Consider the following 17,986-nt stretch of genomic DNA (forward strand, 5'->3'; position numbering starts at 1 on the left):
AAAGCAAAACCCGAGAGCGATTGCTCTCGGGCTTCTTATTTGGCGATTTCCTACTCTCCCAGGTCGTCTCCAACCAAGTACCATCGGCGTGAAGAGGCTTAACTGCTGTGTTCGGAATGGGAACAGGTGGATCCCTCTTGCTATCATCACCATATGAAGAATGAACACCTCATTCTTGTTTCACCTTAACCTCAAATAGTAAAAGATATTTCTGGTCAAATTCTCGAGTAATTAGTATCAGTCAGCTTCATGCATTACTGCACTTCCACCTCTGACCTATCAACCAGATTTTCTACCTGGTCTCTTTCGGAAATCTCATCTTGAGGGGGGCTTCGCGCTTAGATGCCTTCAGCGCTTATCCTGTCCAGACGTAGCTACCCAGCGGTGCCCTTGGCAGGACAACTGGTAAACCATCGGTCTGTCCACCCCGGTCCTCTCGTACTAGGGGCAGCTCCTCGCAAATTTCCTACGCCCACGCTGGATAGGGACCGAACTGTCTCACGACGTTCTGAACCCAGCTCGCGTACCTCTTTAATGGGCGAACAGCCCAACCCTTGGAACCTGCTCCAGCTCCAGGATGAGACGAGCCGACATCGAGGTGCCAAACACCCCCGTCGATGTGAACTCTTGGGGGGTATAAGCCTGTTATCCCCAGGGTAGCTTTTATCCGTTAAGCGACGGCACTTCCACTCGCAACCGCCGGATCACTAAGTCCTGCTTTCGCACCTGCTCGAGTTGTTGCTCTCGCAGTCAAGCCTGCTTCTGCCTTTACACTCATTGAATGGTTTCCGTCCATCCTGAGCAGACCTTTGAACGCCTCCGTTACTCTTTGGGAGGCGACCGCCCCAGTCAAACTGACCAACTGACAGTGTCCCCGGTCCGGATCACGGACCTAGGTTAGAACTCTAGTCCTTAAAGGGTGGTATCCAAAAGGCGACTCCCTAGCAGCTGGCGCCACTAGCTCATAGTCTCCCACCTATTCTGTACATTAAAAACCAAAGTCCAATGTCAGCCTACAGTAAAGCTCCATGGGGTCTTTCCGTCCTAGCGTGGGTAACCCGCATCTTCACGGGTACTACAATTTCACCGGATCCTTTGTTGAGACAGCGCCCAAATCGTTACACCTTTCGTGCGGGTCGGAACTTACCCGACAAGGAATTTCGCTACCTTAGGACCGTTATAGTTACGGCCGCCGTTTACTGGGGCTTAAGTTCAACGCTTCGCTTGCGCTAACGCTTCCCCTTGACCTTCCAGCACCGGGCAGGTGTCAGCACCTATACTTCGTCTTACGACTTCGCAGATACTTGTGTTTTTGGTAAACAGTCGCTTGGGCCGATTCACTGCAGCCATACGATTCGTCGAACGTGAAGTTCTATTTTTATATGGCACTCCTTCTCCCGAAGTTACGGAGTCATTTTGCCGAGTTCCTTAACAAAGGTTCTTCCGCGCGTCTTAGAATTCTCATCTTGCCAACCTGTGTCGGTTTTGGTACGGGTGCTCTTACTCTCGATAGCGTCTTTTCTCGGCAGCCGGGCATCAGAGACTTCCCTACTTATTTTTCGGTCCCCATCAGATCTCAGCACCATTCGGCGGATTTACCTACCGAACTCGCCTACCTCCTTGGACAGGCTCTACCTTTCGCCTGCTTCCCTTAGCCTTCTGCGTCAACACTTCTCTCAAACGAGTAAAAACAGTTCCGGAATCTCCACCGGATATCCATTGCCTACGCCCTTCGGCCTCAGCTTAGGTCCCGACTAACCCTGAGAGGACGAGCCTTGCTCAGGAATCCTTCGGCTTTCGACGGGCGAGATTCTCACTCGCCTTCTCGCTACTCATGCCAGCATTCTCTCTTGTATGCCCTCCACAGTGGGTTATCCCTTCTGCTTCAATGCACATACAATGCTCCTCTACCGATTGTCAAGACAAAAAGTATTCTGTTCACTTGCACGTTTCTTGTGAATCTCTCTTGCGTGAAATTGCATTAATTCAATAAAGATAACTTGCTTCTTACCTCAATCTCTTTAACGCGTTTTCGTTGTAGAAATTTGACTTCGATATTTCTAGTCTTCACAATCCGTAAGCGTGTTGAACAAAATACTTTTTGTCTCGATCAATCCCGTAGCTTCGGTATCATGTTTAGCCCCGTGTATCTTCGGCGCCGCTCCACTCGACCAGTGAGCTATTACGCACTCTTTCAATGCATGGCTGCTTCTAAGCCAACGTCCTGGTTGTCTAAGTAGAATGACCTCCTTTTCCACTGAACATGATTTAGGGACCTTAGCTGACGGTCTGGGCTGTTTCCCTTTCGACTATGAAGCTTATCCCACATAGTCTAACTCCCATGGATAATAAACGGAATTCGAAGTTTGATAGGTGTTGGTAGGATATATCCCCCGCGACCATTCAGTGCTCTACCTCCCTTTATCTTCCTCATGAGGCCCACCCTAAAGTGGTTTCGAGGAGAACCAGCTATCTCCGGGTTCGATTGGCTTTTCACCCCTAATCACAAGTCATCCAATGCGTTTTAAACCGCACCTGGTTCGGTCTTCCATAGAATTTTACTTCTACTTCATCCTGCTCATGACTAGATCACCCGGTTTCGGGTCTATATCCGCAAACTCTCGCGCTATTCACACTCGGTTTCCCTCCGGCTCCGCCCCTGTAGGGCTTAACCTCGCTTACGAATATAACTCGCTGGCCCGTTCTACAAAAAGTACGATATCAGGGTGCATGACCCCTCTATCTGCTTGTAAGCACAAGGTTTCAGATTCTCTTTCACTCCCCTTCCGGGGTTCTTTTCACCTTTCCCTCACGGTACTTGTTCACTATCGGTCACATGGTCGTATTTAGGCTTAGGAGGTGGTCCTCCCATGTTCCCACCAAATTTCTCGTGTTCGATGGTACTCTGTCGTGACAACGGCAAAACCTTTCAGTTACAGGACTTTTACCTTCTTTGGTTCTTCTTTCCAGAAGATTCGCCTGGGTCTCTTTCGTCTTCTTCACTATCGGCCTCTTTCCCCTTCGCTCGCCGCTACTAAGGAAATCGCGTTTGCTTTCTTTTCCTCCGGTTACTGAGATGTTTCAGTTGGCCGGGTGTCCCCTCCTACCGTTATGGATTGGCGGTAGGATGACAGGTTCTTCACCTGCCGGATTGCTCCATTCGGAAACCCACGGATCACTGTCTTTTGGACTCCCCGCGGCTATCGGTGCTTGACCGTCCTTCGTCGGCGCCATGTGCCAAGGCATTCGCCTCGTGCTCTTCTCGATTTGACCAGAAATATCTTTTACTATTCGATTGTCAAGGACCACATCGAAGGTCTTAACCTCTGATGAAAAAACCCTTCATGATGAAGGGTTATGGAGATGAAGAGAATCGAACTCTTGACCCCCTGCTTGCAAGGCAGGTGCTCTCCCCGCTGAGCTACACCCCCACGTCGCCTCGGACGCGATTAGCAATCAATAAACTTATGATTTTCGGTCTCTCGACCATTTTGTCTGCTCCAAGAATTGTTCGTAAGCTTTCGCGAATTCGGTTTCGGTACTTCTTCATCAGTTACCTGACGCCTTTTCCCTTGCCTTCCTTCTCGTATTTCTTACTCACCTTCTCAAGCTTTCCTTAGAAAGGAGGTGATCCAGCCGCAGGTTCTCCTACGGCTACCTTGTTACGACTTCACCCCAGTCATTGATCCTACCTTCGGCGCCTGCTTCCTTGCGGTTCGCTCAGCGACTTCGGGTATTACCAACTTCCATGGTGTGACGGGCGGTGTGTACAAGACCCGGGAACGCATTCACCGTGGCATGCTGATCCACGATTACTAGTAACTCCGACTTCATGGAGGCGGGTTGCAGCCTCCAATCCGAACTGAGATTGGTTTTCTGCGATTCGCTTGACCTCGCGGTCTCGCTGCGCTTTGTTCCCAACCATTGTAGCACGTGTGTAGCCCAAGACATAAAGGGCATGATGATTTGACGTCGTCCCCACCTTCCTCCGGTTTATCACCGGCAGTCTCGTTAGAGTCCCCAACTTTACTTGCTGGTAACTAACGACAGGGGTTGCGCTCGTTGCGGGACTTACCCCAACATTTCACAACACGAGCTGACGACAACCATGCACCACCTGTAGAACAGCTCCGAAGAGACGGTGTATCTCTACACCCATCCGTTTTATGTCAAGCCTTGGTAAGGTTCTTCGCGTTGCGTCGAATTAAACCACATGCTCCGCTACTTGTGCGGGTCCCCGTCAATTCCTTTGAGTTTCACACTTGCGTGCGTACTCCCCAGGTGGAGTGCTTAATGTGTTAACGGCGGCACCGAGGTTTGACCCCCGACACCTAGCACTCAGCGTTTACGGCGTGGACTACCAGGGTATCTAATCCTGTTTGCTCCCCACGCTTTCGTACCTCAGCGTCAATATGTGTCCAGACAGTTGCTTTCGCCATCGGTATTCTTCCTAATCTCTACGCATTTCACCGCTACACTAGGAATTCCACTGTCCCTTCCACTATTCAAGCCTACCAGTTTTCAACGCTTGCCGAGGTTGAGCCCCGGGCTTTCACGTCAAACTTAATAGGCCGCCTGCGTACCCTTTACACCCAATCATTCCGGACAACGCTCGCCCCCTACGTATTACCGCGGCTGCTGGCACGTAGTTAGCCGGGGCTTCCTCCTGGATTACCGTCATTATCTTCGTCCAGGACAGAACTTTACAATCCGAAGACCTTCTTCGTTCACGCGGCGTCGCTGCATCAGAGTTTCCTCCATTGTGCAAAATTCCCCACTGCTGCCTCCCGTAGGAGTCTGGGCCGTGTCTCAGTCCCAATGTGGCCGTACACTCTCTCAAGCCGGCTACTGATCATCGCCTTGGTAGGCCGTTACCCTACCAACCAGCTAATCAGACGCAAGGCCATCACACACCGATAAATCTTTGACCTCTCTTTCATGCGAAAATGAGGTGTCATGGGGTATTAATAGTCGTTTCCGGCTGCTATCCCCCTGTGCGTGGCAGGTTCCTTACGTGTTACTCACCCATCCGCTACTGTCCTCTTTCTATCTTCTCCCTAAGGATCCGTTAAAAAGATTCTCGTTCAACATGCATGTGTTATGCACGCCGCCAGCGTTAATCCTGAGCCAGGATCAAACTCTCAAATAAATTCGAGAGTCATATTCTGACTCGAAAAATCAATAGTTACATTGAATGTGATACTCAAGTTCATTGATTGCTATTCTGTTTGAAAAGATCGCGTCACTCGAGGTGACCAATATAATCTAGCACTTCAAAAAGGTCTTGTCAAGGTAAACTTGAAATTATTTTATAAAATCCTGTTTTTTGACCTCCCTTTTTCAAGGCCGTTAAACATGATACACGCCAAAAGGCAACTTGTCAAATATCAAAGTCAAAAATATTAATCCCTGTAACCGGATCCATTTTTCGGTCAACTTTTCCATCGTGTTCAGTAATGAAGAGTTCACAGGTTACGGAAATATAAACCTCTTTCACATGACCACCGAAGCACTCCCCTTGTTCATTGCAGACGCTGATATGGAGGTGGGGGTAAAATTCCCCGTCCTTAGTGGTAATGCTCCCCAGAAGGGAAAGAATTTCTGCAGAAAAGGTGAAATGGTGCTCCTTAAAGGTCATATCCTCTAAAGAAAAAGCTCCCAGGCGGACATCATTGGTTGCCCCAATTCCCCGAATATCGGCCATGGTGATATTTTCCTTTTTCGCAATTTCCTCCAAACAGGCGATAACCTCTTCTCCCCGGTCAATTCGACAAACCAGGGTCTTTCCGAAACGACGATAGTCCATAATGACTTCCTTTCTTTTCACTTAACAAAGCTTTTATCGTCTTACTGAACAACCAGGTCCTCTTCCCCGGGATAGGGATAGACCAGATAGGGCGTATTGAGTTCAACCTTCTCTAAGAGATGGACAAGCTCATCCATTTTGGGGCGGAGAATCTCAACCATATCCCGGCAAATCTTTTCGTTTGACTCTTCCTGAATAATTTCATTCGTCAAATTTTCCAAGTCCAAGGTTAGAGCGTCAATCCGGTCCATAAATTGGGCATTCAGGTCTGACCTCCTATTGGCGGATGTCACTCTCTCCCCTGAAACTAATTGATCTAAGATCAACTGGTAATCAGCCAAAGCTGGATAAATCTTTTGAGAAGCCATCCGTGTTAAAATCCGGGCTTGAATCTTAACCAGGTGGATAAATTCACTCATGAGGATGTCCTGACGAGCCTGAAGCTCAACCCGATTCAGGATGTCAAAGGGTTCTAACAGATCCACAGTCTGTGGGTCAGTTAAAATGGGAACAGTATCGATATAGTTGTCGGACCGGTAGAGCTTACGCTTATCCGCTTCTTCCACCCAGGCTTCTGTGTAAGCATCCCCATCGAAAAGGATACGGGCATGGTCAAGGGCAATATGATGAACAATCTCCAGGACTACCCGGTGGAGGTCCTCATTGGAGCCAATCTCCGCTTTCTCCAAATCATCCCCGATTTCTCGAAGGGACTGGGCCATGGCGGCGTAAATCACGGTATTGAGGAAAGAGGCGTTTTGTGAAGAACCCAACATCCGAAATTCAAACTTATTTCCGGTAAAAGAAATAGGGATGGTCCTGTTCCTGTCCGTTGCCTCCACCTTTTGGCCGGCCAGGTTGATAATGGGCTCAATATAGGTGGTCAGCTCCACAGGAGAAATATCCGTCGTTTCCACCAGGTTCATGAAGAGCCTGTGGAGGGGAGCACCAAGGTAAACTGATGTAATGGTCGGCGGAGCCTCAAATCCGCCTAGACGGTGGTCATTGCCCTCACAGGAAGAGACCATCCGCAATAAAACCTGATGACGGTCACAGGCCATGATGAAAGCGGCAATAAAGACTAAGAATTGGAGATCTTCCGGCTGGTGGTCGCCCGGGTCAAAAAGGTTGTCGCCTGTGGAGGTCAGGAGGGAAAAGTTGTTGTGCTTTCCGGATCCGGACATGCCGCTAAAGGGCTTTTCATGAAGAAGACAGACCATATCATGTTGTAGGGCAACCCTCTCCAGAATGTCCATGACCTGCATATTTTGGTCGATAGTAGTGACCGATTCATCAAAAGTCGATGAAAATTCATATTGGCCGGGACCCACTTCATTATGCTCAATATCAGCATAGATCCCCAGCTTCCAACACTCTTCATTAACATCATTCATAAATGCCTGCACACGGGGATTTATCCTCCCGGCATAGGTCTGATCGTACTCCCCTCCCTTGGGAATGTCGGAGGAGAAGAGAACCCGCTTGCAAAATTTTATATCCGGTCGCTTGTCCGCCTCCTTCCGGTCAAGGAGGAAGTATTCCTGCTCCAAACCTAACATGGGTTTGACGAACTCAACTTCCTTGCCCATAAGCCTAAGCACCCGACAGGCTTCCTTGTCCAGAGCCCGGATGGACTTGATTAACGGAAGCTTGAGGTCCAGCTTCTGACCGTTATAAGAAATGAAAACCGAGGGAATATAGAGAATCTTTCCTCGAACAAAAGCATAGGAGGTGATGTCCCAGAAGGTATAGCCCCGGGCTTCAAAAGTGTCTCTCAGTCCCCCATTCGGAAAGGAAGACCCATCAGTCTCCCCTTGGACCAGAGATTTTCCGGAAAACCGGTCCATGGGTCGACCATCCTCGCCCTTTTGGAGGAAGGAAGAATGTTTCTCGGCCGTCTTTCCATTCAGAGGTTGGAACCAGTGGCAGAAATGGGTGGCTCCTCGCTCGATAGCCCAGGTTTTCATGGCATGAGCGATGGCATCTGCCACCTCCCGATTGATGGGCCGCTCTTTTTCACAGGCCTCCTGCCAGGCAAGAAAGACCGGTTTGGGCAAGTAGTCCCTCATTTTTTCCTTGTTAAATTGATTCTCGGCAAATTTCTCCAGGACGGTTTTGCTGGACATGGCCCCTCCTACATTCGCTTATAGCGATCAATGTTTTCCCTGGAAAGGAATTCATAGGCTTGGTTGATTTTCTGGAATTTTTCCGTTGCTCCGGCTTCCTTATTAATATCCGGGTGGTATTTCTTTGCCAATTTCCGGTAGGCTAACTTGGCTTGGTATTCGTCCGTATCATAGGGAATGCCCAGGGTATCGCAAGCCTCTTTGTATTTTTTCTTAAAATCATCAAAGGGATTGTAGGCTCCTTGCTGTCGCTCGCTGTTCTGGTAGCCTTCATACCCTCCCTGGCTATAGCCCTGCCCACCGGTCTGTCCATAACCCTGTCCACCGTAACCGGCTTGACGGTAAAACTCCTTAAAAATCTCCTCCCAACGAGCGTTTTGAGCCTCTTGTGCCCGACGGCGGGCTTCTTCTTCCTCCCGCATCTTCTGTCTCCGATAAGCCGGACCATAGTGAGAGAAATCCTTCTTAGAGTCTTTACCCAGGCGGTAATAATCCGCTTGGTCATAGAGGTATTCGGTGAATATATAGCGTCCATAATCCAAAAAAGAGACAAAGGTCATCCCTAAAAAAGGAAAAAGGACCAAGACCATGATAAAAATTAAAAAACCGGGGTGGATAAAGGGAATAAGGAAAATCCCCCCGGAAAAAATGGTAAAGCCAAAGCAGGTGAGGAGGGGAAGGAAAAGCTGGCGTATTCCTTCGACCAAACCGACAGCTGCAGACAATACCCCAATCAGGCCTCCAAAGACCAGGTCGATGAAACGAGCCAGACCGAATAACAGGTTTCCCCATATTTTTTTCATGGGCCCTCCTTGTGATAAAATTTAGATAAAATGAAGCTTAGCGAAAGTCAAAAGCTTCAATATACTTGGTTTTTATTTTAACACTCAATATCGTTAATAATATGAAAAAAAGGAGGCTTGGGTCAAGTATGATAGGGTCCAATGCGAGGAAGAAAGAAACAATTTTCATCACCGGAGGATCCCGGGGAATTGGCCGAGCTACTGCTCTCCGAATGGCGGGACCGGGCCGAAACATTGCCCTCCTTTACCGGCAACACGAAGAAGAGGCTAGGGAAGTGGCCGCCCTTTGCCGGGAAAAGGGATCCGATAGCCTCTTCCTTCAAACCGATGTCTCCGATTTTGACGGGCTTTCCGAGGCTTTTAGTCAAGTTAACAGGACCTTTGGAGGAGTAGATGTCCTGGTCAATAATGCCGGTGTCTCCACCTATGGCATGGTTCAGGACATCTCCCCCCTGGAGTGGGACCGGGTCTTCTCCATCAACGTTAATGGCTACTTTTACACCACTAAGCTGGCCATCCCCCACATGGTTGACCGAAAGTGGGGACGGATCATCAACATCTCCTCCGTTTGGGGGATGGTCGGGGCATCCTGTGAATCCCTCTATGCGGCTACAAAAGGAGCCATCATTGCCTTTACCAAGTCCTGTGCCAGGGAGCTTGCCTTTTCCGGCATCACCTGCAACTGCATTGCCCCCGGAATGGTGGACACCCCCATGATGGAAGAACTGGATGAGGAATCCGTCCAGGTGGCTCTCTCTGAAATCCCTCTGGGCCGGATGGTTGAGCCGGAGGAGGTTGCCCTTTGGGTGGACCATTTTGCCTCCAAGGAAGCGGAGGCCACCACCGGCCAGGTTATTTCTCCCAATGGGGGATGGATTATTTCGTGAGGTCTAACCTCTCGGCCTTTCTATGACGAACCCAATAAAGGTAGGCTTCGACCACCGGCTTGCCCAAAGCCTTCTCCAAGGCCAGGGCATAGAGCTTGACTTGGTCAATATAGCGGTCTTTGACCATGACTCTATCGGTTTTGAAATCCAGGAGAAGGAGACCCGTCTTTCCTTCACCGGTCTCTTCCAGATCGACAAACAAGTCCATACGACCATCAATGGTGAGGGTTCCCTCACCGTATTGGCCTTCTCCTGGACGAAGTCCCGGAGGGAGGTCTTTTTCTTTGATCCGGAGGGTGAAGGCCTCTTCCCGGTGGATAGCCGGGCCCATGGCCCAAAGGCGTTTCCCCAAGGGGGAGTGGTAGAAGGCGAGGACTTGGTCAAGGTCAACGCCTGCCACTTCCTCGTCGGTTAGATATGCCCGGTCAACAAGCCCCCTGATTTCTTCTTTCAATTCTTCCGGGCTATAAGGCCGGATGGGGAGAGTTTGGAGGATATTATGGACGATGGAACCATAGTCGGCCCCCTGAATTTTTCCCGTTGTTCGGAGAAATTCGGGAATGGATAAAAGATCCCCTTCCCCGGTATTCCCCTCCCCGGGTCTCCATCCGCTTAAAAGGCTTGTCTCTTCCTGAGAAATCAGTTCAGTCACTGATTTTTTAATGGGTTGGATACGGCCACGAGAGTCAGGATAGGTAAAAGACATGACTTCTTCTGCCCGCTTCCAAATTCCTTCCTGTTGACTACCTTCTTTCGGTGGTGGGTTCTTCAAGGGTTGAGAAACCTCCCCATCCCATGGCCGGTAGGCCCCTTCTTCTTCAATAACCAGGGAAAATCCGTCCTTGGGACGGCCATCTTCAAGATGATCATCCGAAAAGGCGGACCCTTCCGGGAGTCGGATGACCCGGTTTTTCAGGTCTTGACCGATGGATCCCCGGGCCCGGGTCCAGGCGGACCGGTCATGGCGGAGTAGGGTGATGAGCCAGTCCTGGAAGGACTTGCCCTGGTCCAGTTCAAATTGGACCTCATCTCCATTGCGGGCCAGGGGGCGGAGGAAGGCATCCGCCAGGTCCTTTCCTCCACCGATCAGAACCAGGCGGGAGATGGCACGAGTCAGGGCCACATAAAAGATCCGGACTTCCTCATCTCTCTCCCGGTCCAACTGGCGGGATTTGTCCAGGTCCAGGCGGATAGACGGGCCTTCCAGGATCTTTCCGGTCTCCGAGTCCTCCCGGCGGTCAGCCAGGCTCAGCCCTTCTTCGGTGGAGAAGGAATAGGGTTCGGTTAACTTCCCGTGGAAACGGGCGGCCAGGTCAGCAAGGACTACCACCTTAGCATCCAGGCCCTTGGATCCGTGAATGGTCATGAGACGGACAACATTGTCCGATTCGGAAAGGTCATTGGCAGGATTCATTCCCTCCCCTCCGGATCCGGTTTCTTCCTCAAGCCGGCGGATCATCCCGGTCAGGTCGGATCGACCTTCCCCTTCATATAGCTCGGCGTAGCGGAGAAGAACATGGAGGTTTTCTTTCCGCTCTCCTCCGTGGTCCATGGCCTGAACATAGTCGTAGAACCCCGAAGACCGGAAGACATAGGCTACGAAGTCCGCCAGGGGCATAAGGTCCTGGGCCTTGCGGAAGGCAAGGATCCTGGACCAAAATTCCAAGGCCTGCTTCCGGAGGTCATCATAGGATAGACCGGTCTTGTCCATGTCACCGTCAACTTCCTCAACATCCAAAAGAGCAAAAAAGGCTTCGGAGAAAGATCCATGGGGATGGAAGATCCGGACGGAGGCCAGGTCATCATCCGACCAGCCCCCTACATAGGAAGATAGGGCGGAAAGAAGGGGGAGGTCCTCCCGAGCATTGTCAATGACCTTGAGGAGGTTGAGGGCGATGGCCAGCTCCGTTGCCTCCATATCCACGGACCCCAGGTCGGTATGGGTGGGAATCCCGAAATAACGAAGGACATAATCATAGTTCAAGCTGGCAATATTCTTCCGGAAGAGGACCGTGATGTCCCGGTAGCTGTGGTCCGGGCTTTCTGCCAAATAATTTTTAATCCACCGGGCAAGGTAAAAGGCTCCGGCAGGCTTTTCATTGATATACTCCTCCCCCTCTCCGGCGACCGCTTCTTCCTCACCTTCCTCCTCCTTTTCCTGGTTCAACAAGACAACCTCCACCTGCCCGGGCAGGACCCCTTTCTCCAGGTCTTCCAGAGCCCTCTCCTGGGCGGGAAGGTTGACCCGCCCTCTCTGTCCCGGCGACCGGTAGAGGACCTCCCCCCGTTCGGGGACCATGAGGGGGTCGAAGACGGCATTGATAAAGTCCAGAACATTCTTCTCCGACCGGAAGTTATAAGTCAGAAATAGGGCGAGTGACCGGTCATCTCTTTCGTCCTCATAGGCCTCCATCCGATCGATGAAGTTTTGGGGTTGGGCCTTGCGGAAGGCGTAGATAGACTGCTTGATGTCTCCCACAAAAAAGAGCCTTCCCCGATCTCCGGCCAGTTTTTCGATGATAATGTTCTGAAGGTCGGAGGCATCCTGATACTCATCAAAATAGATGGATTGGTAGCGATCTTGAAAATCCTTCCGTAGGTCCTCCATGTCAAGGAGGCGGACCATGAGGTGTTCCATATCGTCAAAGGAGATGGCTCGATTTTCTTTTTTCAGGGCTTGGAGGCGGGACTTGTAGTCCAGAGCCAGGTCAACCAGGATGGTCAGGGAGGTCTTTATTCTCTCCCCCTCTTGAGCCAGGGCCTCCCGGTCGGCTTTTTTTACCGCTGTTAGTAGTTCTTCCTTACGCCGGCGAAGGAGGTCCCGGTTTTTCTTGAACCTATCTTTGATGGCCACGGCCTCTTCTCCGTATTTTTTCGATACGGTCAGGGCTTTAAAGCTTGGCGGGCTTTGAATGAGAGAGGGATCCCCGGAAAAATAAGCGAGAACCGCCTCCTCATAATAGACCGGCTCCTCTTCCAGGGCCTCTACATAGGCTCGGCCAAGACCGGGGTCGACAGCCCCCAGTTCCTCCTCAGCCCGATCCAAAAATACCTCATATTCCTTAACAAAAGCAGTGAGGAGAGGAAGTACCACCAAAGCTTTATACGCTTGAAAGCTCTCTTCGACATCATCAGGGCTTCCAACCCGGTTGACCCTGTCCATGACCCACTCCTCAGGATTGCTGACCTGGTCCATACAGGCAACCAGACGGTCCACCATGGTTCGGAGGGGGTCATCGCTTCTGCGGTTGGACAAACCATAGGCCTCGATGAAGGCCATGACCTCGGGATCCCTCTCTGTATAGACGGTATCCATAAGCTCATCCATGGCTTGGTTTTTGAGCTCGGCCAGGGCCTTGGCTTCAATGATGTGGACCCCCGGATCCATACCCAATCGGTCGAAATTCTCCTGAATTTTCTCGTAACAAAAGGCATGAAGGGTTTGGATATTGGCGGAGGCCAGGCTGTTGACCTGGTCAAAGAGCCGGTAGCGGGCTTCCGGAGAAAGAGGTGGTTCCCGATCTGCCCCTAGGGCTCCGGTCAGGGCTTCTCGAATTTTTTCTTTCAGAGAGTTGGCCGCCTTGTTGGTAAAGGTCACGATGAGCATGTTTTTCAGGGACCGGTCGTCTTCCAGGATTTCCCGGATAACCCGCTCTACAAGGACAGCTGTCTTCCCCGCCCCGGCCTGGGCGGAGACGAGGAGGTTTCTGTCTCTCTCCTCCACCACCTTCTTTTGCTCCTCCGTGAATTGGACTTGGGTCATTCCACCCTTCCTTTCCATTCGTTAATTGGGACGGTCTCCATAGTCCGGAAACGACCAAACTGGCCGCGAGGCTCAAATTTACATATGGACCGGTAGTTGCAGTAGGCACAGGGGGTCTGCTTGGTCACTGTCCGGTAGGGGGCAATGTCGATCTTTCCTGACCTGCGGTCTTGATCAAGTTGGCCGGCCTTAAGGAGGACCTGGTCCAAAAGTCGGTCCATCTGGTCGGCGGTAAATAGCCGGGCTTGGACAGAGGAACTTCCTTCCACTTTTTCAAAGCTTCCGTTCTCCATTTGGTGGAGGGTGGCCTGGGAAGACCCCAGCTTATAAATCTCGCTTTGCTTGGTGGTCTTCTTTTCCACCATGCGGCTGTCCATGGCCCGGAAGGCGGAATCCTCATCCACCAGGATCCCGTCCAGGCGGAGGCTGCCCAGGAAATTCCTCCCCTTATCTTTGATGTACCGGTCCAGGCTTTTAGCATCCCCCACCTTGATGATGTCCTCCGGCCTTAGGCTCATGTAGAAGAAGCCGAAGGGTTTGGCCTTTTGGGTGACTGCCTTTAAGTAAAGAGCGAGCTGGAGATCCAGACCATAGAGGAGACGGGTTAGATCAAAGGGCTTGTTTCCGGTCTTATAGTCGATGACCTGGCGGAAAAGTTCTCGGTCTTGTCCTTCCCCGACCAGAACCTCATCCACCCGGTCGATCCTGCCCTGGAGGAGGCTGGTTTCACCCTTCGAAGTCCTGCCAATCAGAAGGCCCGGGAAAGTCCTCCCCGGTCCAAAGGAAAGCTCATGGCGGAGGGCGGCGAGATGGGCCCCCTTGACCTGGTGGAAAACCTGTTTATGGCTATCCATCAAGCTTTTTTCCGTCAAGGTCAAAAGGTAGGCATTTTTGGGATCTTCTCTCTTGATTCGGTCAAGAAGGCCAATTTGGGTCTCTCGATAGGCCTCCAAGGCCCTATTGAAGGAGACCTCTTCCGTTAAGCCATCCAATTCCTCCAAATGATTGGCTAGAAAGGCAGACCAGCCGGATAGGCTATCATGAAGGAGGTTGCCCAGGTCCAAAGCATCAAATTCCAAACTCCGAGGCTCTTTAACCCGAAGGATGGACCGGACAAAGGACTGGTAGGGGCAGGCGGCATAAGTTTCCAGACCGGTAGCGGAAATAACACGATCTCCGGAAAAGAGGGAGGAACGGACTTCTTCGCAAAGAGGAGGCCGGTTATTGGTATAGTGGAGGGCCCGGTCGATTAGGTCCCGATCCCGGGGCCAGGAGGTCCGGTCCAGGAGAGTAAATATTTTTCTTGCTCGATCCTTGTTCTCCTTCTTCTTTTCATCCTCTGTAGCCGAGTCCTCCCCCCGAAGGGCATCAGGGAGGAGGGCTAAACGGAGGGTTCGGGAATAAAGGGAATCTTCAAGACTGAAGTCCGATATAAAGTCAATTTTTTTTCCGGCGGACCGGGCCAGGCTCTGCATCCAGTAGGAGGGTCTCAGGCTTTCATTTCCCCGGTTGAGCTTGGCGGTAAAAACGTAGAGACGGCTTCCTACCTTTCGGAGAGCCGAATAGAAGTTCAACCTTTCCTCCTCCGCCCGGAAGTCCGGCATGGAGGGGAGGAAAAACCCTCTTTCCCGGAAGGACTCCTTCTCGAGGGGAGTAAAAAGTCCTTGGGTCGGTGATGCCTGGGGTAGGTTCCTATCGTTAACCCCCAGCATAAAGACATAGGGCCGGGTCCGGACCCTGGACCGGGTCAAGCTGGAGATGACCACCTGGTCCTGGTAGGGAGGGATAACCCCCAACTTCATATCTGACAGGCCTTCTTCCAGGATTTTGATATAGACAGAGGCAGAAACCTCCCGGTCACCCCCAATGGTAACCGTGGAATTCAAAAGGTCCATAACCTGGTCCCAAAGCTGGAGGTGAACCTCCAGAGCGTCCCGGTTTCCTGCTTCCTCCAAGGTTTTACCATAGTTCAGAAAGGAGGTCTTAATGAGGTTCTGCGACAAAAAAAGATAAACCTTTTTCGCTCTTTCCCGAATGGGAGCCTTGTCTTTTCCCGCACAAAGGACGGCCAAGACCGACTTGATTTTTTCCTGAACGGATCGGGCAACCAGGGTATGATCAGCCAAGCGGCTAGCTTCCTCTTCCTGCCCTCTTTCGATCAGGGCACGGTAAAAAACCGGGTCCATGGTGAAGAAGTCTTCGCGGTCCAGGGTCCGGCCCATGATTTTTCGTTGTGTAATGTAGGATTGATAAATCTCAATTTCTCTGTCGGATAATCCCAACATGCCTGATTTCAAGAGCTGGAGGTAGGCCGAAACTGTGGGTCCCTTTTCCACCACCTCCAAGCCGGCCTCGAGGAGTTTCATCAGGGGGTGGAAGTGGACCGGCCGCTGGTCGTCATCAAAAAAAGGAATATTTTCACCGTCCAGCTTTTCCCGGAGAAAGCCCCGATATTCCTCCTGGTCCATGAGAATGACCTGGATGTCCTTATACCGGACTCCATGGCCCAGGACCAACTTACGGATTTCCAGAACCAGACCATCGACCTCGCTCTCTGTCTTTCGATATTCTCTCAAAGTCAGGGGAAATTCCTGATTAGGAAGAGCAAGCGTCCGATAGGAAAAAACGGAAGAGGCCAGGTGGCCAAAAGGGTCATCGGGGTCATCCTGGGCCGGGATGACCTCCACCCTGCCACCCCTATCCTGTGCCAAGCCCTTAACCTTGTCCAAAAAGTGGAGGGAAAGAGCAAAGGCCCCGGCATCAGGGGCAAGACGATCCAGACCGGCAGAAAGAGCTTGTTCCGGAGTCCGATCATCCGCCCGCAGGAGCTCCCGAGCCAAATCGACATCCAGAAGCATGGAGATGTCGACAGGTCCAAGGCTTAGTAGGGATTCCAGGGCATAGAGTTCCGTTTTAGACAGGGAATGGAAGTGCTCGAAAAAAAAACCGGTCCTGGAGAAAAAGGACTCCCCTCGTTTTTTCCCTTCACTGACCTGGCGAAAGGCCTTGCGAAGACGGTCATCCTCATCATCCAAACGTCCGGCCAGGGATCCTTCATAAGAAACCATCATCCGGGCCGTCTCCAGGAGTTTTTCCCGGGAAAGGGAATCAACGTCCATGGTCTCCGCCATGGATACCAGGTCATCAGGCCCAATTCCATATTCCTTAAACTCTCGAATTTGGTCGGCCAATAGGCTTAGAAATCCCGGCCCCCTCACTTCCCTGTTAAAAACCTTCCATTCCTCTCCTTCTTCCAGAAGAAGACGGAGGACCATCTTTTGTCCATCCCCGGAAAGCATAGGGTCTTTCCGACCCTGACCCTTTTCAAAAATATCACGAGCCAGGGAAGAAAAGGATTTTACCTGGAGGCGGAGGAGGACTTCTCGATGAAAGAAATCAAACAGAGCCTGTTCCGCTTCCACCGTATACTGGTCAGGCACCAGGAGGATGGCCTTGTTGTCCTTATTCTTCAGCCATTTTCCTATGGATCGGTAGAGGGAAGCGGCAGCAGAATCAGGGTGTCGGGAGAGGTGGACACGAAGGGGGTTCAAATCTCTGCCTCCCAGGCCAGGTCGAGAACCAAACGAGCTGCTCCGATCATCCCCGCCTGGTTACCCAGGCTGGCCTTGACAATTGGGGTTTCTTTCAACTCCTTAAAGGCATAGTGGCGGTAGCGGGCTCTGACCGGGTCAAGGAAAATATCCCCTGCTTCAGATACCCCTCCGCCAATGACGATTTCTTCCGGATCCAGAACCGAAGAGATGATAGCCAATCCACGTCCCAGATATTCCCCGGTCTCTTCGACAATGTGCTGAGCTAAAGGATCCCCTGCCTTGGCCGCATCCAGGATATGTTTGGCATTGAGGTTCCTGACTCGCCCCAACCGGGAGGGGATTTTTCCCTCTTCCAGAGCTTCTCTGGTCCGTCGGATGATTCCGCTGGCTGAGGCCACCAGCTCTAAACACCGGTAGCCCCCACACCCGCACTCCTTCTTCAAGTCATGGTCAAGGAAGGGGATGTGGCCGACCTCTCCTCCGGCTCCATGAGCTCCCTGGACCAACTTACCGTCGATGATGACTCCTCCCCCGATCCCGGTTCCCAGGGTAACCAGGATCATGGATCGGACATGGGATCCTGCCCCCTGCCAAAGTTCACCCATAGCCGCAACATTGGCATCATTATCCAATACAATGGGACAATGAAAATAAGCTTGGAGGATGTCAACAACGGGAACTTTACCCCAGCCCAAATTGACCACATTGGTTACGACCTTCTGGTTTTCAACGGGCCCGGGGATCCCGATCCCTATCCCCTTAAGATCGTCAAGGTCTCCATCACTTTCCACCAGCCGTCGAGCTTCCTTAGCCAGCCCTTGTAGAAAGTCCTCCGGGCTGACTTCCCGGGAGGAACGAAAAACGCCTTCCTTCCTCTTGGCTCCATCCAAAGAAAAAAGGCCCATTTTTACCGTTGTTCCACCAATATCTATACCTAGAATTTTCTTCATCGCTTTCCCTCCGTTCTTTCTCCATTTTAACAGATTCCCCTCCTCCTTTCCCCATGGAACCGCCTTGCTCCTCGCTTTTTTTTCGTGTACAATAAAC

7 protein-coding genes, 1 tRNA gene and 3 rRNA genes are annotated in these 17,986 nt (G+C 51.4%); 1 reads left to right on the forward strand and 10 read right to left on the reverse strand.

All coding sequences use genetic code 11. The annotated features are described in order from the left end of the window. Positions 1-37: 37 nt before the first annotated feature. The 7 genes from rrf to BN2373_RS08040 form a co-directional block, all read right to left on the reverse strand. Positions 38-154: ribosomal RNA gene (gene rrf / locus BN2373_RS00005) — 5S ribosomal RNA — on the reverse strand. 57 nt (positions 155-211) lie between these two features. Beyond that, positions 212-3,273: ribosomal RNA gene (locus BN2373_RS00010) — 23S ribosomal RNA — on the reverse strand. 85 nt (positions 3,274-3,358) lie between these two features. Then, a tRNA-Ala gene (locus BN2373_RS00015) sits at positions 3,359-3,431 on the reverse strand. 189 nt (positions 3,432-3,620) lie between these two features. Continuing rightward, positions 3,621-5,149 (reverse strand): 16S ribosomal RNA (locus BN2373_RS00020). The 16S, 23S and 5S rRNA genes sit together here with 1 tRNA gene alongside, the layout of an rRNA operon. Positions 5,150-5,380: 231 nt before the next feature. Then, on the reverse strand, positions 5,381-5,806 hold the full coding sequence (locus BN2373_RS00025) for a PPC domain-containing DNA-binding protein (protein WP_053942158.1): 426 nt from the start codon (positions 5,804-5,806) through the stop codon (positions 5,381-5,383). 41 nt (positions 5,807-5,847) lie between these two features. Further along, a complete protein-coding gene (locus BN2373_RS00030) occupies positions 5,848-7,932 on the reverse strand; it encodes a glutamine synthetase III domain-containing protein (RefSeq protein ID WP_053942159.1) in 2,085 nt (694 codons plus the stop codon). A gap of 8 nt (positions 7,933-7,940) precedes the next feature. Further along, complete coding sequence (locus tag BN2373_RS08040) at positions 7,941-8,735, reverse strand: DnaJ domain-containing protein (RefSeq protein WP_053942160.1); 795 nt, start codon at positions 8,733-8,735, stop codon at positions 7,941-7,943. Between the two features lie 128 nt (positions 8,736-8,863). Between BN2373_RS08040 and ymfI the strand changes: the two genes are divergently transcribed. Further along, the gene (ymfI, locus tag BN2373_RS00040; RefSeq protein ID WP_053942161.1) at positions 8,864-9,622 is read left to right on the forward strand and encodes an elongation factor P 5-aminopentanone reductase; all 759 of its coding nucleotides are present in this window, start codon (positions 8,864-8,866) and stop codon (positions 9,620-9,622) included. On the opposite strand, the gene BN2373_RS00045 is transcribed toward ymfI, so the two are convergent. The 3 genes from BN2373_RS00045 to BN2373_RS00055 are packed head-to-tail and all read right to left on the reverse strand — an operon-like array spanning position 9,612 to position 17,889. Further along, a complete protein-coding gene (locus BN2373_RS00045; RefSeq protein WP_053942162.1) occupies positions 9,612-13,385 on the reverse strand; it encodes a UvrD-helicase domain-containing protein in 3,774 nt (1,257 codons plus the stop codon). The genes ymfI and BN2373_RS00045 overlap by 11 nt on opposite strands. Next, entirely contained in the window at positions 13,382-16,936 is a 3,555-nt protein-coding gene (locus BN2373_RS00050; RefSeq protein ID WP_053942163.1) for a PD-(D/E)XK nuclease family protein, read from the reverse strand. Before BN2373_RS00050 ends, BN2373_RS00045 begins: the two co-directional genes overlap by 4 nt. After that, positions 16,933-17,889 carry an ROK family protein gene (locus BN2373_RS00055; RefSeq protein WP_053942164.1) on the reverse strand — a complete coding sequence of 319 codons (957 nt, stop codon included), beginning with the start codon at positions 17,887-17,889 and terminating at the stop codon, positions 16,933-16,935. Before BN2373_RS00055 ends, BN2373_RS00050 begins: the two co-directional genes overlap by 4 nt. Between the last annotated feature and the right edge of the window lie 97 nt (positions 17,890-17,986).

This window comes from Kallipyga gabonensis (assembly GCF_001286805.1).
In the GTDB taxonomy this organism is placed as follows: domain Bacteria; phylum Bacillota; class Clostridia; order Tissierellales; family Peptoniphilaceae; genus Kallipyga; species Kallipyga gabonensis.